The sequence below is a fragment of the Pandoraea nosoerga genome (assembly GCF_902459585.1).
GTDB classification, from domain to species: Bacteria; Pseudomonadota; Gammaproteobacteria; order Burkholderiales; family Burkholderiaceae; genus Pandoraea; species Pandoraea nosoerga.
In genome coordinates, this window is sequence record NZ_CABPSC010000006.1 from 74973 (window position 1) to 99961 (window position 24989).

At 66.9% G+C, this 24989-nt stretch carries 18 protein-coding genes; 7 read left to right on the top strand and 11 right to left on the bottom strand.

The features are described 5' to 3' along the window. Nucleotides 1–40 precede the first annotated feature (40 nt). On the top strand, nt 41–463 hold the full coding sequence (locus PNO31109_RS09740) for a hypothetical protein (RefSeq protein ID WP_150555415.1): 423 nt from the start codon (nt 41–43) through the stop codon (nt 461–463). Nucleotides 464–949: 486 nt separating this feature from the next. Here PNO31109_RS09740 and pepE read toward each other — a convergent pair whose 3' ends face one another. Beyond that, nucleotides 950–1666, bottom strand: a complete 717-nt coding sequence (gene pepE, locus PNO31109_RS09745; protein ID WP_174966354.1) for a dipeptidase PepE — start codon at nt 1664–1666, stop codon at nt 950–952. 467 nt (nt 1667–2133) lie between these two features. Between pepE and PNO31109_RS09750 the strand changes: the two genes are divergently transcribed. Together PNO31109_RS09750 and PNO31109_RS09755 are read left to right on the top strand one after the other, a co-directional pair. Beyond that, nucleotides 2134–4314 (top strand): malate synthase G, encoded by a 2181-nt coding sequence (locus PNO31109_RS09750; RefSeq protein WP_150555417.1) that lies wholly within the window; start codon nt 2134–2136, stop codon nt 4312–4314. Nucleotides 4315–4460: 146 nt separating this feature from the next. Further along, entirely contained in the window at nt 4461–5732 is a 1272-nt protein-coding gene (locus PNO31109_RS09755; protein WP_150555418.1) for a DUF445 domain-containing protein, read from the top strand. A gap of 100 nt (nt 5733–5832) precedes the next feature. On the opposite strand, the gene PNO31109_RS09760 is transcribed toward PNO31109_RS09755, so the two are convergent. Further along, complete coding sequence (locus tag PNO31109_RS09760) at nt 5833–6144, bottom strand: DUF4148 domain-containing protein (protein ID WP_150555419.1); 312 nt, start codon at nt 6142–6144, stop codon at nt 5833–5835. A gap of 335 nt (nt 6145–6479) precedes the next feature. Between PNO31109_RS09760 and PNO31109_RS09765 the strand changes: the two genes are divergently transcribed. Both PNO31109_RS09765 and PNO31109_RS09770 read left to right on the top strand, forming a co-directional pair. Then, nucleotides 6480–6674 carry a hypothetical protein gene (locus PNO31109_RS09765; RefSeq protein ID WP_150555420.1) on the top strand — a complete coding sequence of 65 codons (195 nt, stop codon included), beginning with the start codon at nt 6480–6482 and terminating at the stop codon, nt 6672–6674. Nucleotides 6675–6862: 188 nt separating this feature from the next. Beyond that, nucleotides 6863–7102, top strand: a complete 240-nt coding sequence (locus tag PNO31109_RS09770; protein WP_150555421.1) for a hypothetical protein — start codon at nt 6863–6865, stop codon at nt 7100–7102. Between the two features lie 183 nt (nt 7103–7285). Here PNO31109_RS09770 and PNO31109_RS09775 read toward each other — a convergent pair whose 3' ends face one another. Both PNO31109_RS09775 and psrA read right to left on the bottom strand, forming a co-directional pair. Then, nucleotides 7286–8593 (bottom strand): MFS transporter, encoded by a 1308-nt coding sequence (locus PNO31109_RS09775; protein ID WP_150555422.1) that lies wholly within the window; start codon nt 8591–8593, stop codon nt 7286–7288. A 222-nt stretch (nt 8594–8815) separates the two neighbouring features. Next, nucleotides 8816–9922: an iron-containing alcohol dehydrogenase PsrA gene (gene psrA / locus PNO31109_RS09780; protein ID WP_150555423.1), complete on the bottom strand. Its 1107-nt coding sequence runs from the start codon at nt 9920–9922 to the stop codon at nt 8816–8818. A 148-nt stretch (nt 9923–10070) separates the two neighbouring features. Here psrA and PNO31109_RS09785 point away from each other — a divergent pair, with 148 nt between their 5' ends. After that, nucleotides 10071–10934, top strand: a complete 864-nt coding sequence (locus PNO31109_RS09785) for a LysR substrate-binding domain-containing protein (protein ID WP_150555424.1) — start codon at nt 10071–10073, stop codon at nt 10932–10934. Nucleotides 10935–10987: 53 nt separating this feature from the next. Here the strand turns inward: PNO31109_RS09785 and PNO31109_RS09790 are convergent, their stop codons facing one another. The 4 genes from PNO31109_RS09790 to uvrA all read right to left on the bottom strand — a co-directional run bounded on the left by PNO31109_RS09790 (nt 10988) and on the right by uvrA (nt 20581). After that, nucleotides 10988–11851, bottom strand: a complete 864-nt coding sequence (locus tag PNO31109_RS09790; protein WP_150555425.1) for an undecaprenyl-diphosphate phosphatase — start codon at nt 11849–11851, stop codon at nt 10988–10990. 205 nt (nt 11852–12056) lie between these two features. Continuing rightward, the gene (locus PNO31109_RS09795; RefSeq protein WP_241014036.1) at nt 12057–13406 is read right to left on the bottom strand and encodes an O-acetylhomoserine aminocarboxypropyltransferase/cysteine synthase family protein; all 1350 of its coding nucleotides are present in this window, start codon (nt 13404–13406) and stop codon (nt 12057–12059) included. 689 nt (nt 13407–14095) lie between these two features. Then, nucleotides 14096–14398 carry a DUF4148 domain-containing protein gene (locus tag PNO31109_RS09800; RefSeq protein ID WP_150555426.1) on the bottom strand — a complete coding sequence of 101 codons (303 nt, stop codon included), beginning with the start codon at nt 14396–14398 and terminating at the stop codon, nt 14096–14098. 276 nt (nt 14399–14674) lie between these two features. After that, nucleotides 14675–20581 (bottom strand): excinuclease ABC subunit UvrA, encoded by a 5907-nt coding sequence (gene uvrA / locus PNO31109_RS09805; RefSeq protein ID WP_174966348.1) that lies wholly within the window; start codon nt 20579–20581, stop codon nt 14675–14677. A 243-nt stretch (nt 20582–20824) separates the two neighbouring features. Here uvrA and PNO31109_RS09810 point away from each other — a divergent pair, with 243 nt between their 5' ends. After that, a complete protein-coding gene (locus PNO31109_RS09810) occupies nt 20825–22471 on the top strand; it encodes an SH3 domain-containing C40 family peptidase (RefSeq protein ID WP_150555427.1) in 1647 nt (548 codons plus the stop codon). 29 nt (nt 22472–22500) lie between these two features. Here the strand turns inward: PNO31109_RS09810 and PNO31109_RS09815 are convergent, their stop codons facing one another. From PNO31109_RS09815 to PNO31109_RS09825, 3 genes are all read right to left on the bottom strand, one after another. After that, on the bottom strand, nt 22501–23733 hold the full coding sequence (locus tag PNO31109_RS09815; RefSeq protein ID WP_150555428.1) for an NAD(P)/FAD-dependent oxidoreductase: 1233 nt from the start codon (nt 23731–23733) through the stop codon (nt 22501–22503). Between the two features lie 104 nt (nt 23734–23837). Next, nucleotides 23838–24191, bottom strand: coding sequence for a RidA family protein (locus PNO31109_RS09820; RefSeq protein WP_150555429.1), 354 nt, complete (start codon nt 24189–24191; stop codon nt 23838–23840). Between the two features lie 111 nt (nt 24192–24302). Further along, nucleotides 24303–24971, bottom strand: coding sequence for a TetR/AcrR family transcriptional regulator (locus tag PNO31109_RS09825; protein WP_150555430.1), 669 nt, complete (start codon nt 24969–24971; stop codon nt 24303–24305). Nucleotides 24972–24989 lie beyond the last annotated feature (18 nt).

Below are 24989 nucleotides of genomic sequence, written 5' to 3' on the forward strand. Positions count from 1 at the left end.
CCGCGCCCGCGCGGTGGTCAACGTTTTACCGAGGAACCGCATGTCCAAACAAAAAACCGATCCCAAGCTGGAACAAGCCCTGACGCGCGGCGACCTCGCCATGCGTCAGATCAACTCCGCACGTGCGACGGCGCTACTGCGCGCGCTTGGCGAGATGATCGTGGCAGCCTCGGCGACGATCGGCGTCGAAGCGGTGGTAGACGTGCCGAACGGCGACAAGGTCTACGATCCAGAAGACGGCGTATGGCCGCAGTCGCTGGTGCTGTCCTTCGACGGCCCGATCGAGGAAGCCGACGAAGAGGAGCTGCGTACCGTGCAGCTGATCGCCGACCGGTACCCCGAGACGTTCCGCGTGGAGTGGCATCGCGCCGATGGCAAGATGGGCCGCCACGAGGCGCGTCCGCTCGCGATGGTCGCCTTCCTGACCGACGTCGAAGTGCCCTGGCTCGACGACGACGCCTGATCGCCGCCACCGCCGCCGCCACTCACGACAGCGGCTGCGCAGCGCGCCGCCTGCCGTCAACATTGTCCGACCGCCGCCCGTGGTTCACGCCCGGGCGGCGGCGTCGTTTTACGGCGACGCCGACGCGTCTACTGTGGTCGAATGGCGATCAGGCGTCCTGCCATGATGCAGCCCGCCCCTGCAATGCCCGCAACGCCGAGAGACTCGCTGAAGACGGCGAATCCGAACAATGTCGCGAATAGCGGATCGCCGGTTTCGATGGAACACGCTGCCGAACCCGAACCGCCGGACGAGTCGCGGCCAGCGAGGCGCAAGCTTCGACGTTTGCACGCGAAGCTCGTGATTCGCCACACAGTACGACAGCACCAGCGGAAATGCGACGAAGCACTTCCAGAACGCTATCGACCCGGGCGTTGCGCCTGCTTCGAGGCCAATGCGCGTGAAGACGCCGATCGTCCCGTTCGGAAGCTGCGCCGCCGGCACGTACTAGAGGGACGCGAGCGCGAAAGTGCTGCCCGTCGCGATCCTGTCGATGACGCCGCCCTGCTTGAAGTGAAGCACGTCGAACTCGCCGAGCACCGTGGCGTTCTCCCCCTGGACGTGCAGCGCGGTGCCCTCCGGAAGACCGACCACGGACTCGCCCGGATGGATGGCGAGATACTCGGCCAGGCGTTCCTCGCGCGATTCGCCGTTGTGACCGGCCGGCTTGCCGCCGATGAAGTGCGGATTGACCTGGAACGGGATCAGGCCGAGCGCCTTGAACGTGGGCGGCTCCACGATGGGCATGTCGTTGGTGGTGCGAATCGTCGGGCACACGACGTTCGAACCGGCGCTCCAGCCGATGTACGGCACGCCGGCGCTCACGCGCTCGCGAATCAGGTCCACGATGCCCGCATCGTACATGCGCTCGAGTAGGGCAAACGTGTTGCCGCCGCCCACGGCGATGGCTTGCGCCCGCTCCACGGCCGCTCGCGGATCGCGATGGCGATGGATCGACTCGAGCTCATATCCGAGACGCTCGAACACCGGCTTCACACGCGCCTCGTAGTCGTCGTAGCTGAAGGTGATGCCGCCGGCGTAGGGCACGAACAGCACCCGGCCCGCGCGTGCCCTGAGCACGGCGTGGAGTTGGTCGTCGGCGTGCTCCATGTAGGCGAGGTTGCCCTTGCGGGAACTGCTCATCATCAGTATTTGTTTCACGATTCATGCCTCCTCGGCAGGCGCTTTTCCGGGGTGTCCGGGATGTTGGCTCACGCATGGGTCGTCATGCAGCCGCATAGCGTAACCCGTGCGCCCGTGCCAACGAGCATCGTCAAAATTCTCCGGACCTCTCGTGGGCCGCCCTTCGCCATCTCTCGACGCCATTTCTCACAAGATGAAACGCCGTACCGAATGCTGCAATTGCACACGGAAAAATGGCCGGCAGGCGCGGAGCCTTGCGGGGTGGACGTCATACGCAAACCCTTATGCCACCTATAACCCGGGGGCGTGTCGCGACTCGAAATCCCGGGTTTTCGAGCGCCGCCAGAAGGATTACACTCAGAGTCTTATATAAGACTGCCCCTTATCGTCAGTCGTACTGCCGGCGTGACCCGCATCGGGACCCGGGCCTGCGGCGAATCGGCGGACGAAGTCGCGTCAACCTGGTTTTCAAACTCGAGTACAGCATCATGACTTCCACTTCCCAGCGTGGCGGCCTGACGGTCGCAGACAATCTGATCGCGTTCATCGAAAAGGAAGCCCTGCCGGGCACCGGCGTCGATGTCGACGCGTTCTGGCGGGGTTTCGACGCCATCGTCCACGACCTCGCCCCGAAGAACCGCGCCTTGCTCGCCGAGCGCGACCGTCTGCAGGCCGAACTCGACGCCTGGCACCGCGCCAACCCGGGCCCGATCACCGACGCGCCCGCCTATCGCGCCTTCCTGGAAAAGATCGGCTACCTGCTGCCCGCTCCGGCCGAAGTGAAGGCCACCACGGCCAATGTCGATTACGAAATCGCCGAGCAGGCCGGCCCGCAACTCGTCGTGCCGCTCTCGAACGCGCGCTATGCGCTCAACGCCGCCAACGCGCGCTGGGGCAGCCTGTACGACGCGCTCTATGGCACGGACGCCATTCCCGAAACCAACGGCGCCGAGAAGGGCACCGGCTATAACCCGAAGCGCGGCGAACTCGTGATCGCCTTCGCGCGCGGCTTCCTCGACCAGGCGGCGCCGCTTGCGCAGGGCTCGCACAAGGATGCCACCGGCTATCGCGTGGAAGGCGGCAAGCTCGTCGTCACCACCAGGGGCGGCCAGACCGGGCTCGCCACGCCGGCGCAGTTCATCGGCCATCAGGGCGACGCGGCGTCGCCGGCGGCCGTGCTGCTCAAGCACAACGGTCTGCACTTCGAGATCCAGTTCGACGCGAACCATCCGATCGGCAAGACGGACGCCGCCCATGTCAAGGACGTGCTCGTCGAAGCAGCCGTCACGACCATCATCGACTGTGAAGACTCGGTCGCCGCCGTGGACGCCGATGACAAGGTCGAGCTCTACCGCAACTGGCTCGGCCTGATGCAAGGCACGCTCACGGAAGAGGTGAGCAAGGGCGGCAAGACGTTCACGCGTCGCCTGAACGCCGATCGCGAGTACACCGGCGCCGACGGCAAGCCCGTGAAGCTGCATGGCCGCTCGCTGCTGTTCATCCGCAACGTGGGTCACCTGATGACCAACCCGGCGGTCCTCGATCGCGAGGGCCGCGAAATTCCGGAAGGCATTCTCGACGGCGTGGTGACGGTGCTCGCCGCGCTGCACGACCGCAAGCTGCGACTGAATTCGCGCACCGGCTCGATCTACATCGTCAAGCCGAAGATGCACGGCCCGGCCGAGGTCGCGTTCGCCGACGAGCTGTTTGCCCGCATCGAGGACCTCTACGCGCTGCCGCGCAACACGCTCAAGATGGGCATCATGGACGAAGAGCGCCGCACGTCGGTGAACCTCTCGGCCTGTATCGCGGCCGCCGCCGCGCGCGTGGCGTTCATCAACACCGGCTTCCTCGATCGCACGGGCGACGAAATGCACACCGCGATGGAAGCGGGCCCGATGATGCGCAAGGGCGACATGAAGTCCTCGGCGTGGATCGCCGCGTATGAGAAGAGCAACGTGCTCGTGGGCCTGGCCGCGGGTCTGCGCGGCCGCGCCCAGATTGGCAAGGGCATGTGGGCCATGCCGGACCTGATGCACGCCATGCTCGAGCAGAAGATCGCGCATCCGAAGGCGGGGGCGAACACCGCATGGGTGCCGTCGCCGACCGCGGCCACGCTGCACGCGCTGCACTATCACATGGTGGACGTGCAGGCCGTGCAGCAGGCACTCGAGCAAATCGACTACGCGAAAGAGCGCGACGCCCTTCTCACTGGTCTGCTGAGCGTGCCGGTGGTGGCCAAGGCCGAGTGGAGCGCCGAGGAGATCCGCAAGGAGATCGAAAACAATGCGCAGGGCATCCTGGGCTACGTGGTGCGCTGGATCGACCAGGGCGTGGGTTGCTCGAAGGTGCCGGACATCAACGACGTTGGCCTGATGGAAGACCGCGCCACGCTGCGCATCTCGAGCCAGCACCTGGCGAACTGGCTGCGCCATGGCGTGATCACGCGCGAACAGGTCGAACAGACGCTAAAGCGCATGGCGGTTGTGGTCGACAAGCAGAACGCCGGCGACAAGGCCTATCGTCCGATGGCGCCGAACTTCGACGACTCGCTGGCCTTCCGGGCGGCAAGCGCGCTGGTGTTCGAAGGGCTCACGCAGCCCAACGGCTACACCGAGCCGCTGCTGCACAAGTACCGCCTGGAACTGAAGGCAAAGCAACGCGGGTAAGCATCGCCTCGAGGGCGGCGGCATCGCGCGCGACGATGCCGCCGGTCCGTCTGCACGTCGGCACGTCGGCCGATGCGGCCCTTATCATCGGGCGCCCGACGGGGTAACCTGTCGGGCGTCCTCGTTTTTTCAGGAGCCGGTCGCGCATGGACCCCGCCATCGCCCTGCAACGCGCCGAACGGCGCGCCCTGTCCTTTCTTCTCGTGGCGCTGGTCGTTTTCATTGCCACGCTGTTCATGCCCCCGCACTTCGTCACCGGCTGGATCCGCGCCGCCGCCGAAGCCGCGATGGTGGGCGGGCTCGCCGACTGGTTCGCGGTCGAGGCGCTCTTCCGCCGTATTCCGATTCCGGGCCTCTCACGGCACACCAACATCCTCATCCGCAAAAAGGATGCGTTGGGCGACGGCCTCGCGCGCTTCGTGCGCGAGAAATTTCTCGATACCCCCTCGGTCGTGCGCCTGATCCGGCAGCAGAACCCGGCCGACGCGGTATCGCACTGGCTGGGCTCCTACGAAAACACGCGCCAGTTGAGCGCCGTGATGGTGAAGGTCGCCGCCGGCGTGCTCGACGTGATGGACGAGCGCAACGTGCAGGCCTTCATACGGCGCGCCCTCGACACGATGATCGACCGGCTCGACATGTCGCGCTCTGCCGCGGCCATCCTCGACACGCTCACGCGCGACGGCCGCCATCAGGCGCTTCTCGACGAAACGCTCGATTACCTCGTCGCGCTGCTCAACGAGCCGGACACGCGCGAGTTCATTTCGGCGCGCATCGTCGAATGGCTCAAGACCGATCATCCGAGAAAGGAGAAGGTGCTGCCATCGGAGTGGATCGGCGACAAGGGCGCGGAGATGATTTCGGCAGCGCTCATGCGCCTGCTCGCGCAAATGGAGGCGGACGAGTCGCATCAACTGCGTCAGGCCTTCGATCGCGCGGTGGCGGGCCTGATCGATCGTCTGAAGCATGACGCCGAACTGCAGTCGAGGCTCGACGCGTTCAAGGCGCAGCTCAAGGGCGACACGGCGCTCAACGCATACGTGGGCGGCCTGTGGAACGAGTGGCGCGGTTGGGTGAAGCGCGACCTCGTGCAAAAGGATTCGGTGATCGGCGCAAAAATCACCGGCGCGGCAGCGTGGATCGGACAGGAACTCGCACGCAGCGAATCGCTGCGCCGGGCGCTCGACGCGCAACTGCTCGATGCCGCCGAGCGCATGGCGCCCGGCTTCGCCGACTTCGTGACGGAACACATCCGCGCCACCGTGCACGGCTGGAACGCCGAACATCTGTCTCGGCAAATCCGGCTGAGCGTCGGCCAGGACCTGCAGTACATCCGCATCAACGGCACCCTCGTCGGCGGACTGATCGGCGCGGTGCTCTATCTCATCGCGCAGGCGCCGGAGCTGTACGCGCGCTGACCGACGGGCGAGACGTCGAAAGTTTGAGCCCCTTGTGAAAAAAACGCCGGCCTCGAAAGGCCGGCGGCTTCGCGTCGCGGGCTGGCGCCGCGGCTTCGACTCACGAACGGCTGTCCCGGTCGAGCAGGGCGCGCTCGCTCAGTTGGGCGCGCACGTCCGCACGCGTCAGCGCGTTGGCCGGCACGGCCTTTTGCGCTTGCGAGGCAGCGATCAGCGGCGTGCCGGTCTCGACCTGGTTCAGTTGGCCGGCCGCGGCGGCCTGCGCCAGTTCGCTGCGCACTTCGGCACGAGTCAACTGGCTGGCCTGGACCTGGATGTCGGGGGTGTTGTCGTTGTAACGAGCGTCGGCGAATGCAGAGGCCGACACGAACGAGGCAGCAGCGACAACAGCAGCAAGGATACGGGTGTTCATGGTGATACTCCTGTCAATGGTTGTGTACTTTCGTGGTCAGCTAGCGTTCGGGGCACCTGCCGCGTTTTTGCTGGGTCGCGGTGTCCGTCGCGTTGGCATGGATGAATCCTAGGGAAAACCCGTGGTTTTTTCGCAACCGATCGTCTACAAAACGCGACCGATCGTCCGATTCGAAAAAACTATTGAAAATCAGGCGTTTAACGCCGTTGAAACGGGCATATGGCAGGTCAATGGCGGGGTTCGGGCGCGAAATCGACCGCAAACGCCGCTGCGCGCAACAGCTTGTTTGATCGGACGGGGTTTATTGCACAGAGCGTCAGCAGTAGAGTGACATCGTGAAGTCCCCCGTCGTCGTGGCTCGCAGGGTGCGCCGCACCGCGGACGACGACGGCAACAAAGACAGGAGCAAGACAATGGCCGCCCTCGGTTCTTTCCTTTTGCTGGCGAGCGCTTCGGTGCTCACGGCCTCGTATCTGCGCAGCCGTGCCGCCCGCTCGCGCCGTCAGGAAGCCCGCGTAACGCGCCGCTGAGCCCGACGGCGAGGCGGCGGCTCGTTCAGACCACGAAACGGCGCTATCGCCGTCATCGGCAAGTCATTATTTCGTTTTCAGCAATGCGCCCTTCTCCGAGCGCGCATTTTTCTCCTTGTTTCGCCGGCGTAGATTGGCAGCAATGACGACGCCCATGGTGGACGTCTCGCCAGACAGGAGAAACGAACATGAAGCAAGCGCTGATCGCCTCGGCCTTCGCCGCCGCCTTGTTGAGCACGGGCGCCGTGACCGCCGCCGAAAACACGCAACCCGCCCCCGCGCCGCAGCCGGCTCAGCAAACGCAGCCCCGGCAGCCGGCGCAGGCCCAGCCGGGCCCGGTGGCGGCACCGCAGACCACCACGGTCGCCCCGGTCTACGAAGTCCCGGGCCGCGTGAACCGCGCCGGCTCGATCTACTTCGGCCAATGAGCGTCGGCGGCAACATCCGGCGCCGCCGGTTCTGACGCGGCGCAAAAAGAACGGCAAGCCGGGGAGCCATCCGCCGGCCTGCCGTGTTCCCGAGGCCCGGGACCCTTCACCTCCGTCCTCTTCCCGTTCTCTTTCCCCGTTCTCTTCCCCCGTCCGCTCGGCCCCCTTCGTCGATCGCCTCCCTCAGTAGGTCCGCTTCATCGCCGCCGCGCACGCCGCGGACAGGCATCCCACCGCCAACACATACACCGCGATCCACCACGGCTTGCCGCCGCCGTATTCGAGCAGCGTCGCGGCCACCAGCGGCGTGATCGAGCTCGAGACGATGCCCGAGACCTGGTACACCACCGAAATACCCGTGTACCGCACGCGCGTGTCGAAAAGCTCGCAGAACATCGACGCCTCCGGCCCGTACACGAACGCGTAGATCACGCCGAGCGGCACGATCACCGCAAGCGATACGGCCCAGATGTTCGATGCGTAGTGCATTACCGCGAGCGCCGGCACCGAGGCCACGCCGCAGGCGAGCGCCCCCCAGCCGAACACGCGGCGACGGCCCGCGCGATCGGAGAGCTTCGACGCATAGGGAATGGCCGCCACGAGCACCAGCGCGGCGAGCGTGACGGCCACGAGAATCGGCGTTTTTGGGAAATGCAGCGTGCCCACGAGATACGAGATCGCGAACACGGCATAGACGTTGAACACCACGCCGTCGATGTAGCGCGCACCCCAGCCCAGCAGTACGTTGCGCCGATAGTCGCGCGCGATCTCCGAGAGCGGCACGTGCGCCACTCGCTGACTGTCCCTGATACGGGCGAACTCCGGCGTCTCCAGCACCCGCAGCCGGATGAACATGCCGACGGCCACGAGCAACAGGCTGAGCATGAACGCCACGCGCCATCCCCACGACATGAACTGGGCATCAGTCAGGGTCGACGAGAGCAGGGCGACGACGCCCGTCGACAGGCACAGTCCGACCGCCAGCCCGATCTGCGGGTACGCCGCGAACTGCCCGCGCCTGTCGCGCGGTGCGTACTCGAACGCCATGAGCACCGCGCCGCCCCATTCGCCGCCCAGACCGATGCCCTGCAACAGACGCAGGAACAGCAGGATCAGGGGCGCCGCGATGCCAATGCTCTGGTACGTCGGCACCAGGCCGATCAGGAACGTGGACACGCCCATGATAGTGAGCGTGACGATGAGCAAGGGCTTGCGCCCGAGCCGGTCGCCGAAGTGGCCGAACAGAATGCCGCCGAGCGGCCGGGTCGCGAAGCCCACGGCGTAGACGGTGTAAGCGAGCGCCGTGGCCACGAATGCGTCGCCGCTCGGAAAGAAAAGCTTGTTGAAAACGAGTCCTGTGACAGTGCCGTACAGGAAGAAGTCGTACCACTCGACGGTCGTACCGATCAGGCTGGCAAGCGCGACCGTGCGCACCGCTTTTTCGGCGGACGCCGCATCGCTGCCGCTCACGCCGGAGAGAACCTGTTCCATTGCGCCTCCTGTTGATGCGCCGCGCCGTGGCGGCGCGCTGCGACGCACGGTCTGCGCCGGGCGTCTGTCTCCTGTGATGTCTCGATGCCGCGCCGTGGCGCGCGGCGGTTCTTCTTGATGATGGGTGATGCTGGAGCTGCGGGGACTGCGGGGACTGCTGGTAAGGCTCGAAACCACGCATGCACGACCGTGGACCGCCGGGCCGGGGCGGCCGTCGATCGGTCAGGCCGCTGCGCCGATGAAGTTGCGCCCGCGCGGGCCGTCCAGCGCGGCGGCGATCATGGCGCTCGACTCGGGTTCGCTCACGCCATACGCCGCGAACTCCGTCGCGACGCCCAGGCCGTTCAGAAACGCGGTGAGCCGCGCCGGCGCACTGGCGATATCGCCGTCGAACACCTGCGCGAGCACGGCGTCGCGGTCCGGGCGGCGTCCGATGGCCAGCCGCATCACGGCAGGCAGCGTGAACGAACAGGCAATGCCGTGCGGCAGGCCGTGACGGATCGTCATGTCGTAGGAAATCGAGTGCGCGAGCGCGGTCTTCGTGTTCGAGAACGCCAGTCCCGCCTGCAACGCGGCGAGCGCGGCACGGCTGCGCAGCGCCTCGTCGTCGAGCGCCGCCATAAGTTGCGGCAGCACGTGCATCATGTCGCGCGCCGCCGCCACGGCGAACGTGTCGGAGATCGGATTGGCGTTGACGTTCCAGATCGCTTCGAGCGCATGCGAGAGCGCGTCGAGCCCGCTTTGCAACGTGATGGCGCCCGGCAGCGAGCGTGTGAGCCGCGGGTCGACGATCGCCGCTTCCGGCCACGTCTGCGGCAGATGCAGCGAGTACTTCCTGCGCTTCACATGGCGGTCCCACAGCGTGGCCCACGGCGTGACCTCGCTGCCCGTGCCGGCCGTCGTGGGGATGGTAATCAGACGCTTGGTGCGCGTGGGGCGGAAGCTGCCGCCGGCCTCGCGCGCCTCGAGCGCATCGACGAGCGTGCCGAAGCGCTCGTCATCTCCGGCGACCATCAGCAGCTTGGCCGTGTCGAGCGCGCTGCCGCCACCCAGCGCCACGATCACTTCGCAATGCGCGTACTCGCGCCAGAACTGGCCGTACATGGGTGCGAGTTCGCGCACGTCCGGGTTCGGGCTCACCTGATCGATCACCCCGGCCAGACGTCGCCCGAGCAACGCCTCGACCTGTCCGGTCATACCGAGCGAGCGCGCTTCCGGCATGGTGACGAGTACCGCGCGGCGTTCGCCGACGAGCGCGGGCAAATGCGCGAGCGCCCCTGCGCCGAAATGAACGTCGACCGGATTGTGAAAGCGTGAGCGTGCAGTCATGGCGTGGGCGGTGCCGCCGCGCGTGGGCGCCGGCAGCCGATCGAGGAAGATTGAGCTGGATTATGGTGAGCGACGACCTATACTTCCAATTCACATTTTTTCCACGACCTATTCGTCCAATCTATACCTCGTCACGGGAGCGTCATCGATGCGGATAACCCAATTGCGCTCGTTCCACGCGGTCGCACGGCACGGCAGCGTGACGCGCGCGGCGCAGGCGTTGCATGTGAGCCAGCCCACGATGACCACGCAGATTCGCGCGCTGGAGGAGACCTATGGTGTGGAGTTGTTCTACCGGCATGGGCGCGGCCTCACGCTCACGCCGACCGGCAAGGCGCTATACGCGGTGAGCCTGCGCATCTTCGCGGATGAAGCCGAGGCGCTCGGCCTGCTCAGGGAGCACGGCGGTCTGCGCACGGGGGAGCTGCGCATCGGCGCGGTGGGCCCGCATCACGCCATGGAGATCGTGGCCGCGTTCCAGCCGCGGTATCCGGGCATCCGCATCTCGATGCGTCCCGGCAACTCGGAGGAGATGATCGAAAGTCTGCTGGCGTACCGCACGGACGTCGCGGTCCTCGCCCGATACCACGACGACGCGCGCCTGCACGCGGTCCCGTATCGCACGCACCCGGTCGTCCTGCTGGTGCCGGGCACGCACCGGTTCGCGAAGCGCCGCAGCGTGACGCTCGCCGAATTGGCCGACGAGCCGATGCTCATGCGCGAGCCGGGATCGACCACGCGTCACGCGCTCGAAGCCGCGATGCAAGACGCGGGCGTTTCGCCGAACGTGGTCATGGAGATCGGCAGCCGCGAAGCGATTCGCGAGGCGGTGATTCTCGGGCTGGGCGTCGCGGCCGTGTCCGCGCGCGAGCATACGCCCGACAAGCGGCTGGCCACGGTGGCGATCGGCGACGCCCGCGTCGAGACCACGACCGTCGTCGTGTGTCTGGCGGAGCGCCGCGAGGCGCGCGTGATCGCGTCGTTTCTGGAGGTGGTCGCCGCGCTGGTGTGACGGCCCGCCACCGGGTGCGATGAAGGCCGATCCCGGCGGCGCCCCGGTGCGCGTCACATCACCTGGCTGGCGGCGAGCACGGCGGCGGACGCCGCCAGGCAATAAATGCCGAACAGGTACCAACGGCCATGTTCGAGCCAGCGCGAGAGCCAGCGCAGCGCGATCAGGCCCGCGAGAAAGCTGAAGACCATGCCGGCGAGGCACGGCGCGAGCACCGTGGCGAAGTGCCCCGAGAGCGTGTGCGCACCGCCCGAGCTGTACAGCCGATAGGCCTCCTTGACGATCACCGGCGGCGTGAGCACCACGGCGAGCGCGAAGCTGAATTCCTCCACGCGAACCTTGTCGAGCCCGCGCAGCATGCCCGTCGAAATGGTGGAGCCCGAGCGCGAGAATCCGCGCAGCGGCAGGCACAGCCCCTGCACCGCGCCGATCCAGGCCGAGTCCGCAGCGCGCATCTCAGCACATATGGGGCGATCGTCCGTCGGCGCACGCTTGCGGCCGGAAATCAGGATCAGGAGACCCGCCATCGCGAGACCGGCGCTGATGATGTAGAGGTTGCCGAAGAGATGTTCGATCTCGGCGTGCTCGCTGCCGCGCATGAGCCCCTTCTCGATGAACAGCATCAACGCGAGACCGATCACGCCTGTGAAGGCGGTGGCGATGACGACCTGCTTGGCGTTGTGGACGAAGGCGTGCTTCGACGAGAAGTAGCGCGCTCGCCACGACTTCCAGAAGTAGACGATGACCGCGAGCATCGTGCCCGTGTGGAGCATTACCAGCAACAGGGTCATGGCCGGCGCCGACGGGTCGAGCCCCATGAGCTTCTCGGCCATGATGACGTGTGCCGAACTCGACACGGGAAGCAGCTCCGCAATGCCCTGCACGATCGCGAGCACCAGTACTTGCAGATAATCCATGCGCAATCCTCGAGAGACGGGCAAGGACACTACGCCGCGCAGGTGACGATCTGGTGACAGTCACATGACAGCAGTCCGGGCGCCTGCCCCCGACCCGTTGCCGCGCATGATACTCCGCCAGAATTGGCGCCGAATGAGGGATCGGCCGGCGTGTCCCGCATTCAGCGACCGTTCAGCGACCGTTCAGCGACCGTTCAGCGACCGTTCAGCGTCCCAGCGCCTGATCCAGATCGGCGAGCAGATCGTCGATGTGCTCGATACCGATGGACAGGCGCACCGTCTCCTCGCTCACGCCGGCCTTGCGCAATTCCTCGGGCGAGAGCTGGCGATGCGTGGTCGACGCCGGATGCGTGGCGAGCGACTTCGCGTCGCCAATGTTGACGAGGCGCGTGAAGAGCCGCAGCGCATCCTGGAACGCCGCACCCGCCGCGCGCCCGCCCTTCACGCCGAACGTGAGAATGCCGGGCCCGCGCCCCGACAGGTACTTTTGCACGAGTGCGTGATCCGGGTGCGTCGGCAGGCCGGCGTAGTTCACCCATTCGACCTTCGGATGCGAGTTCAGGAACTGCGCGACCTTCAACGCGTTGTCCGTGATGCGGTCCAGGCGCAACGCAAGCGTCTCGATGCCTTGCAGGATCTGGAAGGCGTTGAACGGCGAGATCGCCGCGCCGGTATTGCGCAGCGGCACCACGCGCGCGCGTCCGATGTAGGCCGCCGGGCCGAACGCCTCCGTGTACACCACGCCGTGATAGCTCACGTCGGGCTCGTTCAGGCGCCTGAAGCGCGCCTTGTGGTCCGCCCAGGGGAATTTTCCGGAGTCGACGATCGCACCGCCCAGGCTCGTGCCATGGCCGCCGAGGTACTTCGTGAGCGAATGCACGACGATATCCGCGCCATGCTCGAACGGGCGCAGCAGATACGGCGTGGGCACGGTGTTGTCGATGATGAGCGCAATGCCGTGCCGGTGCGCAATATCGGCCAGCTTCGCGATGTCGGTGATGTTGCCCAGCGGGTTGCCGACCGACTCGGCGAAGATCGCCTTCGTGTTGGCATCGATGAGCGGCTCGAACGACTCGGGCTCGCGCGGGTCGGCAAAGCGCGTGGCGATGCCCGAGAGCGGCAGCGTGTGTGCGAGCAGGTTGTAAGTGCCGCCGTACAACGTGCTGGCCGCCACGATGTTGTCGCCGGCCTCGGCGATGGTCTGGATGGCGTAGGTCACGGCAGCCTGGCCGGACGCGAGCGCCAGCGCGGCCACGCCGCCTTCGAGCGCGGCGACGCGCTGCTCGAGCACGTCCTGCGTCGGGTTCATGATGCGCGTGTAGATGTTGCCCGGCACCTTGAGGTCGAACAGGTCGGCGCCATGCTGCGTGTCGTCGAAGGCGTAGGCCACCGTCTGATAGATCGGCACCGCCACGGCCCGCGTGGTCGGGTCGGGCTGGTAGCCGCCGTGGACCGCCAGCGTCTCGAGACGCCATTGCGGGGTTTGCGGGGTTTGCGGGGTTTGCGGGGTTTGCGGGGTTTGCGGGTCTTGCGTGGCTTCGGCCTTGTCGCTCATGTCGAATGTCTCCGGATAAACAGGACGCTCCATTGCGGGAACGGTTGGTTCGGTCTCGGATGCCCATTCTAAGGGCCGGCTTGCCGCCGCTTTAGCTTCGATTGGCACATGCTTAGCAACACGCTCCGCGCACCGAGCGCAACCGTTCACCGCAGGGCTGCGCCGAGCGAGCGCCGATTCGCACGGCGTCCATCGCATCGTCCCAAGTCGCCGTGCCGGCTTCGCGACGTACCGGCTCCCGTCCGGATTCCCGCGCCCGGAAATCGCGATCGAAATGTTGCACTTCTTTTGCGGTGGTAACCCCAAAAGCCCCGGTTGGCGGGTGTTTCCACGGATCGGTCAGGGCGTTTTGCACCGGCATTCCACAAGGTTATGCACAGGAAAAGCCCGGGATTCCCACAGGAAATCCACTGCTTTATCCCCGTTTTTTCAGGACATATCCACCGACTATCCCCACGATATTCACCGGTTATCCCCGTCGAATCGACGACTTTTCCCTCGACTGTCCACCGGTTATCCCGCCGTCATCCACAAGGTTGTCCACAGGCAAAACGGCGCTTGTTCACAGCCTTATCGACAGACTTGTCCACAAGATCGGCGCGTAACGTAAATCCCCGTGTTGACGCGCGAATTGGCCGCACAAAACAAAATCGGCCGCCAAAGGGCGGCCGACCTGCAGTGAAGCGGGATCAGTTGCCGAAGTACGTCGAACCGGCAGCGACCATCTGGCCGACCGAACCCGGCGTCACCGCCGACGTCGCACCGCCAACGGTCGCGACCGACTTCGGATAGACGGCGTCGTGTTGTTGCACCAGGCCGGCTTGCTGCGCCTGCGCCAGTTCTTCACGAACCTGGGCGCGCGAGAGCACGCTGGTCTGCGGGACCCACGAGAATTCCGACGGACCGTCGAAAGCGTCGCTGGCGAAAGCCGAACCAGCCGAGACGGCCAGCATCGCGGAAATCAGGGCAGAGGTGATAAGTGTGCGCTTCATGGTATTTCTCCTGTCTGTTTGAAACGAGGCGATGTTCAATTCATCGTCGACAGATGCAGTCTATTACCCGCGCCTATTGCAATAAATACGATAATTGCCAATTTTAAATTGCAGTTTTGGAAATAATCAGAACGAACGTCAGCCCTTTCGGGCATCGAAAACGAAAAAAAGGGACGCCGGATGGCGTCCCTGCAGAGGGCGGCGAGGGCCGGGCTTGCCGGACCCTCGGGCCGTTGACTCTCTGGCCTTGACTCTCGAGCCTTGACTCTCTAGCCGTTACTTCGCGGCAGCCGTCCGCGGGCGGGGTGCGGCAGACGACGGCATCGGCGGCGCCAGCACCGGCTTGAGCGCTTCGCCGGTATGGCTCGCACGGACCTTCGTCAGCGCATCCGGCGACGCGGCCGCGACCACCGTACCGCCGTCCTTGCCGCCTTCCGGCCCCATGTCGACAATCCAGTCGGCCTCCGCGATCACGTCGAGGTTGTGCTCGATCACCACCACCGTGTGGCCGCCGTTGACCAGGCGGTGCAGCACGTTGATGAGCCGCGCCACGTCAGCCATGTGCAGCCCAACCGTCGGCTCGTCGAGCACGTACAGCGTGTGCGGCGACTTCTGGCCGCGGCGCGTGATGTCGTCGCGCACCTTCGTGAGCTCGGTAACGAGCTTGATGCGCTGCGCTTCCCCGCCCGAGAGCGTCGGCGACGGTTGCCCCAGCGTGAGATAGCCGAGCCCCACGTCCTTCATGAGTTGCAATGGATGCGCAATGCTGGGCATCGACGCGAAGAACTCGACGGCCTCGTCCACTTCCATCGTGAGCACGTCGCCGATGCTCTTGCCGCGCCAGGTCACGGCCAGGGTCTCGGCATTGAAGCGTTGACCGTGGCAGACGTCGCACAGCACCTTCACGTCCGCGAGGAAGCTCATGCCGATGGTGCGCACGCCTTGTCCCTCGCACGCCGGACAACGCCCTTCGCCGGTGTTGAACGAGAAGCGCGACGCGGAATAGCCGCGCGCACGCGCTTCGAGCGTGTCGGCGAACAGCCGGCGAATGGTGTCCCAGAAGCCGATGTAGGTTGCCGGGCATGAGCGCGGTGTCTTGCCGATCGGCGTCTGGTCGACTTCGAGCACGCGATCGATCGTCTCCCAACCGGTTACTGATTCGCACCCATGCCACGCGTGCACCACCGGACGACGCGGCTCGGCCGGCGCTTCGCTCGTCGCGCGCGGCTTGCCGTCGGCCTTCACGACGTGGCGCACGGCGCCTTTGCGCGCGCGTCGCTCGGCCGGTGACGACAGCACCGAGCGGCCTACGGCGTCGAGCAGGTTCGTCATCAGCACGTCGCGCGCCAGCGTCGATTTGCCGGATCCGGAAACACCCGTGATTGCCGTGAGGCGCGAGAGCGGCAACGACGCCGTCACGTTCTTCAGGTTATGCAGCGTGGCGCCATGCACGGTGAGCCAGTGCGGCGGCACCGCTTGCACACCCTTGGCGGGCGCGACCACTTCACGACGCGGCTGGATCGGATGCTGCAGCGGATGCGCGAGAAACTTGCCCGTCAGCGATTCGGGGTGCGCGGCGAGCTCGCTCACGCTGCCCTGCGCGACGAGCGTGCCGCCGCGCTTGCCTGCGCCCGGGCCGATATCGATGATGTGGTCGGCGCGACGGATCGTGTCTTCGTCGTGCTCGACCACCACCAGCGTGTTGCCCTGATCGCCGAGCTTGCGCAACGCGCCGAGCAGGATGCCGTTGTCGCGCGGGTGCAAACCGATGGTCGGTTCGTCGAGCACGTAGCACACGCCTTGCAGATTGCTGCCGAGCTGCGCCGCGAGGCGAATGCGCTGCGACTCGCCGCCCGAGAGCGTGGGCGCCGCGCGCTCGAGCGTGAGGTAGCCGAGGCCGACTTCCTCCAGGAACGCCAGGCGCCCCTGAATCTCGCTGATCAGATCGCGCGCGATGCTGGCCTCGCGCCCGTGCAGCGCGAGACGCTGAATCCACTCGCGCACGTCGGTGACCGTCCACTGCGCAACATCGGAGATCGCGTGTTCGTCGAACGTCACCGCACGCGCCACGGGGTTAAGGCGCGCGCCATGACAGTCCGGACACGGTTGATCGCCCACGTCCTCGGGCTCCTGTTCCTGCGACGGCAGCGAATGCTCGCGTCCGCGATTGTCCTGATTGAGTACCGTGTCGTCGAACGCCTCGCGCTGTTCGCGCGTGAGCGCGAGGCCCGTGCCCACGCAGGTGGCGCACCAGCCATGCTTGCTGTTGAACGAGAACATGCGCGGATCGAGATCCGGATAGCTGGTGCCGCACACCGGGCACGCGCGCTTGACCGAAAACACCTCGATCTCGCCCACGCCTTCGCCCGGCTGTTCGCTGTGCATCGTGTCGCCAAGCCCGTCGAGCGGCGCGAGCAGATGCATCACGCCCTTGCCCTGTTCGAGCGCGGCCGCAAGCAGCGTGCGCAGCAGCCCCTCGTTCTCGGGCGTGACCACGACGTCGCCGACCGGCAGCTCAATGGTGTGCTCCCGGAAACGGTCGAGCTTCGGCCACGGATCGACCGGCAGGAATACGCCGTCCACGCGCAGATGTGAATGCCCCCGCGCTTTCGCCCACTTGGCCAGATCGGTGTAAATGCCCTTGCGGCCGACGACGAGCGGCGCGAGCAATCCGACGTGCTGCCCGCGACGGTCGCGCAGCAATTGCGCGACGATGGAATCCGGGCTTTGCGCCGTAACCGGCGCGCCATCGTGAATGCAATGCTGAATGCCGAGCTTCACGTACAGCAGGCGCAGGAAGTGCCAGACTTCGGTCGTCGTCGCGACCGTACTCTTGCGACCGCCGCGCGACAGGCGCTGCTCGATGGCGACCGTCGGCGGAATGCCGTACACGGCGTCCACCTCGGGACGCCCCGCCGGCTGTACGATGGAGCGCGCATAGGCGTTGAGCGATTCCAGATAGCGGCGCTGTCCCTCGTTGAACAGGATGTCGAAGGCGAGCGTCGACTTGCCCGACCCCGATACGCCCGTGATCACGCTGAACTTGCCGCGCGGAATCGCCACGTCGAGCGACTTGAGGTTGTGCTCGCGCGCGTTGACGATGCGAATGTCGCCGCCGCCGGCCGGCGTGCGATGCGCCCGCGCGGCGCGCAACGCCGTCTGCAGCGGCACGCCCGCGTCGGCCGCGCGTGCCGGCGCAAGCACCGTTCGCTCGTACTCGGCGAGCGCGCGCCCCGTGTGCGAACCTTCGCACGCCACGACATCGGCCAGCGTGCCGGCGCACAGCACCTGGCCTCCCCCCTCGCCACCCTCGGGACCGAGATCGATGATCCAGTCGGCGGCGCGCACCACGTCGAGATTGTGTTCGATGACCAGCAGCGAGTTGCCGCCGTCGAGCAGTTTGCCGAACGCGCGCATCAGCTTGGCGATGTCGTCGAAGTGCAGCCCCGTCGTGGGCTCGTCGAAGATGAACAGGCGGCCGCGATGCGCCACCTTCTGCCCGCTGGCCGTCTTCTTCTGCGCCGCTTCCGCGAGAAAGCCGGCGAGCTTCAGACGCTGCGCCTCGCCGCCCGAGAGCGTGGGCACCGGCTGGCCCAGCTTCACGTATTCCAGACCGACGTCCACGATCGGCTGCAACACGCGCAGCACGTCGCGATCCGACGAGAACAGCTTCACCGCTTCATTGACGGTCAGCTCCAGCACGTCCGACACGCTCAGCTCGCGCATGGCCTCGCCCGGCACGGCGCGCTGAATCTTCACATCCAGCACTTCGGCGCGGTAGCGCTTGCCGTCGCAATCCGGGCAGCGCAGGTACACGTCGCTCAGGAACTGCATCTCCACATGCTCGAAGCCCGAGCCGCCGCACGTCGGGCAACGCCCGTTGCCGGAGTTGAAGCTGAACGTGCTCGCGGTATAGCCGCGCTGCAGCGCAACGGGCTCGGCTGCGAAAAGCTTGCGGATCTCGTCGAATGCACCGACATAGCTCGCGGGATTGGAGCGGGCCGTCTTGCCGATGGGCGACTGGTCGACGAACACCACGCCGCAGAGCTGTTCCGCGCCGGTGAGCTCGTCGTGCGCACCGGGTGCTTCGGTCGGATCGCCGAAGTGCCGTGCGAGCGCGGGGCTGAGGATGTCCTGCACGAGCGTCGATTTGCCCGAACCGGACACGCCGGTCACGCACACGAGGCGGCCGAGCGGAATCTCGACGTCGACGTTCTTGAGGTTGTGCTCGCGCGCGCCGCAGAGCCTCAGGCGCGGCGTGTCGGCGGCCACCGCGCGCGCACGCCAGTTCGACGCGTTCGCCACGTGCTTGCGCCCGCCGAGATAGCTGCCGGTGAGCGTGTCGGCCCGGCGCACTTCGTCGGGCGTGCCGTCGAAAACGATCTGGCCGCCGCGCTCGCCGGGCCCCGGACCCATGTCGATGACGCGATCGGCCGCGAGCATCACGGCCGGGTCGTGCTCGACGACGACGAGCGTGTTGCCCGCGTCGCGCAGGCGATGCATGGCGGCCACGATGCGATCCATGTCGCGCGGGTGCAGGCCGATGCTGGGCTCGTCGAGCACGAACAGCGTGTTCACGAGCGAGGTGCCCAGCGCCGTCGTCAGGTTGATCCGCTGCACCTCGCCGCCCGAGAGCGTGCGGCTCTGGCGATCGAGGGTGAGGTATCCGATGCCGACGTCGCACAGGTACTTCAGACGCGTGCCGACCTCTTCCTGCAACAGCTTGAGCGCGTCGTCGAGCAGGCTCGACGGCAGTGTGAGCGAATCGAAGAACTGGCGCACGCGCGAAATCGGCATGAGCATCAGGTCGTGCATCGTGAGCCCGGGCAGCGCTTCGAGTTGCTCGCGCGTCCACGACACGCCGCGCGGCATGAAGCGCTGCGACGGCGGCAGCACGGCGTCGGCGTTTTCCTTCGTGCCGATGCGCCAGAGCAGGCCTTCCGTCTTCAGGCGCGCGCCGCCGCACGTCTCGCAGGTGGTGTAGCTGCGGTACTTCGAGAGCAGCACGCGGATATGCATCTTGTAGGCCTTCGACTCCAGATAGCCGAAGAAGCGCCGGATGCCGTACCACTGCTTGTTCCACTCGCCCTTCCAGTCCGGATCGCCTTCGATGACCCATTCGCGGTGCTCCGGCGAGAGCTTCGACCAGGGTGTGTCGCGCGGAATGCCCGCCTTGCCTGCGTACTCGAGCAGATCGTCCTGGATCTCCTTCCACGCCGGCGTCTGGATCGTCTTGATCGCGCCGCCGCGCAACGTCTTGCGCTCGTCCGGGATCACCAGCCCGAGATCGACGCCGATCACGCGCCCGAAGCCGCGGCATGCTTCGCACGCGCCGTAGGCCGAGTTGAACGAGAACAGCGCCGGTTGCGGATCGGCGTAGTGCAGGTCGCTCTCGGGGCAGTGCAGGTCCTGCGAATAGCGCCAGATATCGGGCTCGCCTTCGTCGGCAAGGACGTAGACGTTCACGCGCCCGCGGCCGCGCTTGAGCGACGACTCGATGGCCTCCATTGCGCGCGCCTTCTCGGTGTTCTGGAGGCGGAAGCGGTCGGCCACGACGTCGAGCACCTTGCGGGTGCCCTCGGCGCTCGCCACTTCGCGCTCGGCCTGCACGCGCGTGTAGCCGGAGGCGGAGAGCCACTGTTCGACTTCGTCGGCCGTCACGCTGCCTGGCAGCTCCACGGGGAAGGTCACGGCCAGGCGCGGGTCGCCGCCCTGGGCGCTGCGCGCCATGAGGTCGGCGTAGATCGTCTCGGGGGTGTCGTGACGCACCGGCTGTGCGCTCTCGCGATCGAACAGCGCCGCCGCCCGGGCGAACAGGAGCTTGAGGTGGTCGTTGAGCTCGGTCATCGTGCCGACCGTCGAGCGCGAGCTGCGCACGGGGTTCGTCTGGTCGATGGCGATGGCCGGCGGCACGCCTTCCACGTGGTCGACCTGCGGTCGGTCCATGCGATCGAGGAACTGGCGTGCGTAGGCGCTGAACGTCTCGACGTAGCGCCGCTGGCCTTCGGCGAACAGCGTGTCGAAGACGAGGCTCGACTTGCCGGAACCGGACGGCCCGGTCACGACGGTCATCTCGCCGGTCTGCAGATCGACGTCGAGATTCTTGAGGTTGTGCTGGCGGGCGCCACGGATACGAATGGCGTGGCCGGCCGACGGATCGGGTTTCGAGGACGAATTATCCAATTGAATAGCCGCTTGGTTGACGTCTGGCAGCGCGCGCACGCGCCTCGGGAAAACTACTGTATCAGGCCGATACGACAGTCGCTGAGAGTACCCAGGCTTCGCTCGGCACGCGCTCGATTGTACTGTATGTTTGTACAGTTACCCCGATTCCCCTAATGCCGGCATTCCTAATCCGGGGCGCCGGTTTTCAACGTTTCATCAGCGGGAGTAGCATGGCGGCATTCCGGCTTTCTTTCGCAGAACATGGGCGCACGTTTCGCAGTCCGCATTCCCGTTCTCGCCTCGCTTTTCCCACCTGCCGTGCGCCCGGTGCGCCCCGTGCCCGCCGTGCTGGTCATGCTCGTCGTGCTCGTCGTGCTCGCCGCGTGCGCGAGCGTCCCGGAAAAGCCCCCGGCTGCCGTGCCCGCCACGGCCAGCGCGCCCGCCACGCGCTACAACGTCGCCCGGTTTCCCATCGAGCATTACGATCAGGACGTCGATCACTGGATCCGTCCCGATGCCGCGGACTACGACCGGCCGTTGCTCGGGGCGCAGGAGCAGGCCCGCCGCTTCGACGCGCTGCGCGCCCGCTACTTCGGCACCGGCGCTCGCGATCCGTCGCCATGGAACGGCACCTGGCTCGCCGCGTCGCTGCTCAACGCCGCCGGCGCGCGGCAGATCGCCGACTCGCAGGCGCGACGCGTGCGGCGCTTCGACAATGGTGCGTCGGGCGTGCGCAAGACCTACGGCGAGAACTTCCAGCCGCACACGAGCGCGTGGATCCGGACCATCGAAGCGAACATGGCGCTGGCCCAGCTCGACGCCAGTCACGCCGGTTGGCCTTACGATGCGCAACGTCGCGGCATCACCGTCGACAATGCCCTCGTCCGGCTGCTGCCCACGCACGACCCGGCGTTCTATGACTTCCGCGAAGCGGGCGAGGGGTATCCGTTCGACGCCTTGCAGGATTCCGCGCTGCGCCCCGGCACGCCCGTGTACACGCTCGCGCGCAGCGCCGATGGCGCGTGGCTGCTCGTCTATTCGCCCGATCTGATCGGATGGGTCGACGCGCGTACCGTGGCCTCGGTCGACGAACGGTTCGTCGCGACGTGGCGGGCCGCCGCGCAGCGGGAGCTCGGCGCCATCATTCGCGCCAACGTGCCGCTGGCCGACACGCCGCCGGGTGCGAGCGCGCCGCGCTACCGCACGTTCGCTCCGATCGGCACGGTGCTGCCGATGACACGCTCGCGCGACGGGCGCCCGGCAGCCCTGTTTCCGATCGCCGACCTTCGCGGCCAGGCGCACATCCGCACCGCCACACTGCACGCATCGAGCCTCGTGGCCATGCCGTGGAGCCTCACGCCGCGCCATCTCGCGCAAGTCATGAAGCAGCAGATCGGGCGCCCCTACGGCTGGGGCAACACGCTGTTCTACAACGATTGCTCCGCCGAGACGCGCAGCCTGTTCGCGCCGTTCGGCGTGTGGCTGCCGCGCCACTCGTCGGACCAGCTGCGCGCCGGGCGCCGCACCGATCTGCGCGACGCCGACATCGACACGCGCCTGCGCACGCTGGCCGAGCGCGGCCGTCCGCTGATGACGCTCGTCCACATCAACGGACATATCATGCTGTATCTCGGCAACGCGCAGCGCAACGGCGAGAGCGTGCCGATGACCTATCAGAACGTGTGGGGACTGTCGCCGGCCGACAACAGCCGCCGCAACGTGATCGGCGGCGCGGTGATCCTGCCGCTGCTCAAGACGTATCCGGAAGATCCGCAGGCGCGCTCGCTCGCGGCCAAGCCACTGTTCGAGATCAGCGTGATCGGCGAGAGCGACGCGGGAGCGCCCACAGGCGGCGGCGATGCAGAACACGCGCCTGCGGCCGATACGCCGGAAGACATGCCGCAGTAGCCGCGGCGCGCGGGCGGTCGTTCGCCCGCTCAGAAGCGTTGCGGACTGAAAGGCCGCGGATCGACGATTGGCGCTTCGCCCGTCATCATCTCGGCCACCAGCCGTCCCGTCACCGGCCCCAGCGTGAGGCCGTGGTGCGCGTGGCCGAATGCGAACCACAGATCGCGATGGCGCGGCGCGGGGCCGATCACCGGCATCATGTCAGGCGTGCATGGGCGACCGCCGAGCCACGGCGTGTCGTCGACGCGCTCGCCGAGCGGGAACGTCTCCCGCGCCATCGGCTCGACCGCCGCCAGTTGCACCGGCGTGGGCGGGGTGTCGCGCAGGCCCAGCTCAACGCCGGTCGTCAGCCGGATGCCGCGCGTCATCGGCGTGATCAGATAGCCGGGTTCCGCGTCGAGCACCGGCTGGTTCAGCGTGGCGCCCGGTCGGGCGCGATAGTGCATGTGATAGCCGCGCTTGACGGCAAGCGGCAGGCGGTAGCCCAACGCGCGCGTCACGGTGTCGGCCCACGGACCGAGCGCGATGACCGCACGCGGCGCCTGGACACGACCCTGGGCCGTCTGCACGGACCAATGCGGCCGCAGCGTCGTGGCGTCCGCCGTCAACACGCGCCCGCCCAGCGATTCGAAGTAGCGCGCATACGCGGCCACGAGTGCGCCCGGATCGCTCACCGACGCCGACGCCGTATAGCGCAGTCCGCCCACGAGCGCATGCGAGAGCGACGGCTCGTCGGCCCGCAACCGCTCGGCGTCGAGCACTTCGAACGGCACGCCGTATTCCCGCTGCCAGCGCTCGGCGTCGCGACGCGCCGCCTCCAACGCCCCGGCCGTGCGAAACACCTTCACCCAGCCGCCCTCGCGCAACAGCGCTCCGGCGCCCGACGCCTCGATCAGCGCCCGGTGCTCCGTCACGCAATGGGCGATCAGCGTGCTGTAGTCGCGCGCGATGCGCGCATGCCGCGAGGGTTCGGAGTGGCGCCAGTAGCGCGCGAGGAAGGGCGCGATGGCGGGCATTGCGCGCACGTGATACCGCACGTCGGTCGAATCGTTGCGCGCATAGCGGAGCAGCGTGGCCAGATCGCGCGGGAACGCGTAAGGGTAGACGCCCTCGCGCTGAATCAGTCCGGCGTTGCCGAACGAGGTTTCTTGGCCCGGCGCCTTGCGCTCGACCAATGCGACCGACATGCCGCGCCGCTGCAGATGCACGGCGACCGACACGCCAACGATACCGGCGCCGAGAACGAGTGCGTCGAACGTCATGAGCCTTGCGTCGGAGAGAGGGGGCGCACGAGGGGACAGCGCAGCGCGCGCGATCACGCCAGGGCGTCATCCGTCGCGCGCGTGCGCCGCCGCGGGGGGTGGCGTTACGCCAGCGCGGTCACGGCGATTTCGACCTCGAGGCCAGCGCGCATGAGCGGCGATTGCACGCAGGCGCGCGTGGGAGCGTGGCCTTGCGGCACCCAGGCGTCCCACACGGCGTTGAATTCGGCAAAGTGCTTCGCGTCCGAGAGCCAGATATTGGCCGTGAGCAAACGCGTCTTGTCGACGCCCGCTTCCTTGAGCAGCGAATCGATACGCGCGAGGATCTCGGTGGTTTGCTGCGTCACCGATACGTTGGCCGTATCGGGCACCTGACCGGCCAGGTACACGACGCCATTGGCGATCACGATCTGGCTCATGCGGGCGTTGGTGTGCAGACGCTTGATTTCGTTCGACATGGGGGGCACCGTAAAAAGAGGGGAAGTGAGAGACGGGCCGCGAGTCGGCCCGGGTGCCGCCATCTTATACGACGCGTGCGTACTGCTACCAGTCCGCACCCCGCCACGCGGTCACTGCCGGATGAGCGCCATCGCGCAATCGAGCACCGTGCGCTTGAGGTCGGCCATGCCTTCGGGCGGCAGGAACGGCCCCATCATGTGGCGATACGAGACGGTCTTGCTGATGGCCGAGGTGAGCATGAAGTACATCACGTCCGCATCCTGCGCGGGACGGTTCTGCGACTCGAGCCAGTCGGCCACGAGCGGCACCATCGCGTCGCGATACGGACGCACGAGCCGCTGCGTGAGAATGTCGAGCCGTTCGCCCTCCTCGGTCGCCGCGGTCGAGAAAAACATGCCGACGTCGGGATTGGCAAACACGGCTTCGACGAACAGGCGCACGGCCTGCTCGACACGCTCGGCCGGTTCCATCTCGCTGCGCCGCAATTCGTGGGTCTGCTCGATGAGCCCGCGCGTGAGCGTGGCGATCTGATCGACCACGGCGACCCACAACGCCTCCTTCGACCCGAAGTGATGCGAGATCAGGGCCGCATCGACGCCGGACGCCTCCGCGATCTGCCGCACGCTGCTTGCATAGAAGCCGCGCTGCGCGAAGATTCGCCGGGCGTTGAGCAATAACGCGTCGGCGCCGTGCGCGCAGTTGCACGTCGGACGCCCTCGCGCGCGCTTGCGCGGAACGAGCGGGGGATCGGCTTGCGAGACGGCTTTGTTCAGAGTCATTGAGCGATGGGGTAAGTC

What these genes read in the sequence shown, in the direction of transcription:
- PNO31109_RS09750 (WP_150555417.1), top strand. Translation starts at nt 2,134, where the DNA reads ATGACTTCCACTTCCCAGCGTGGCGGCCTGACGGTCGCAGACAATCTG.
- PNO31109_RS09785 (WP_150555424.1), top strand. Translation starts at nt 10,071, where the DNA reads ATGCGGATAACCCAATTGCGCTCGTTCCACGCGGTCGCACGGCACGGC.
- PNO31109_RS09795 (WP_241014036.1), bottom strand. Translation starts at nt 13,406, where the DNA reads ATGAGCGACAAGGCCGAAGCCACGCAAGACCCGCAAACCCCGCAAACC.
- psrA (WP_150555423.1), bottom strand. Translation starts at nt 9,922, where the DNA reads ATGACTGCACGCTCACGCTTTCACAATCCGGTCGACGTTCATTTCGGC.
- PNO31109_RS09760 (WP_150555419.1), bottom strand. Translation starts at nt 6,144, where the DNA reads ATGAACACCCGTATCCTTGCTGCTGTTGTCGCTGCTGCCTCGTTCGTG.
- PNO31109_RS09790 (WP_150555425.1), bottom strand. Translation starts at nt 11,851, where the DNA reads ATGGATTATCTGCAAGTACTGGTGCTCGCGATCGTGCAGGGCATTGCG.
- PNO31109_RS09810 (WP_150555427.1), top strand. Translation starts at nt 20,825, where the DNA reads ATGGGCGCACGTTTCGCAGTCCGCATTCCCGTTCTCGCCTCGCTTTTC.
- PNO31109_RS09825 (WP_150555430.1), bottom strand. Translation starts at nt 24,971, where the DNA reads ATGACTCTGAACAAAGCCGTCTCGCAAGCCGATCCCCCGCTCGTTCCG.
- PNO31109_RS09800 (WP_150555426.1), bottom strand. Translation starts at nt 14,398, where the DNA reads ATGAAGCGCACACTTATCACCTCTGCCCTGATTTCCGCGATGCTGGCC.
- PNO31109_RS09740 (WP_150555415.1), top strand. Translation starts at nt 41, where the DNA reads ATGTCCAAACAAAAAACCGATCCCAAGCTGGAACAAGCCCTGACGCGC.
- PNO31109_RS09755 (WP_150555418.1), top strand. Translation starts at nt 4,461, where the DNA reads ATGGACCCCGCCATCGCCCTGCAACGCGCCGAACGGCGCGCCCTGTCC.
- PNO31109_RS09820 (WP_150555429.1), bottom strand. Translation starts at nt 24,191, where the DNA reads ATGTCGAACGAAATCAAGCGTCTGCACACCAACGCCCGCATGAGCCAG.
- PNO31109_RS09775 (WP_150555422.1), bottom strand. Translation starts at nt 8,593, where the DNA reads ATGGAACAGGTTCTCTCCGGCGTGAGCGGCAGCGATGCGGCGTCCGCC.
- PNO31109_RS09770 (WP_150555421.1), top strand. Translation starts at nt 6,863, where the DNA reads ATGAAGCAAGCGCTGATCGCCTCGGCCTTCGCCGCCGCCTTGTTGAGC.
- PNO31109_RS09815 (WP_150555428.1), bottom strand. Translation starts at nt 23,733, where the DNA reads ATGACGTTCGACGCACTCGTTCTCGGCGCCGGTATCGTTGGCGTGTCG.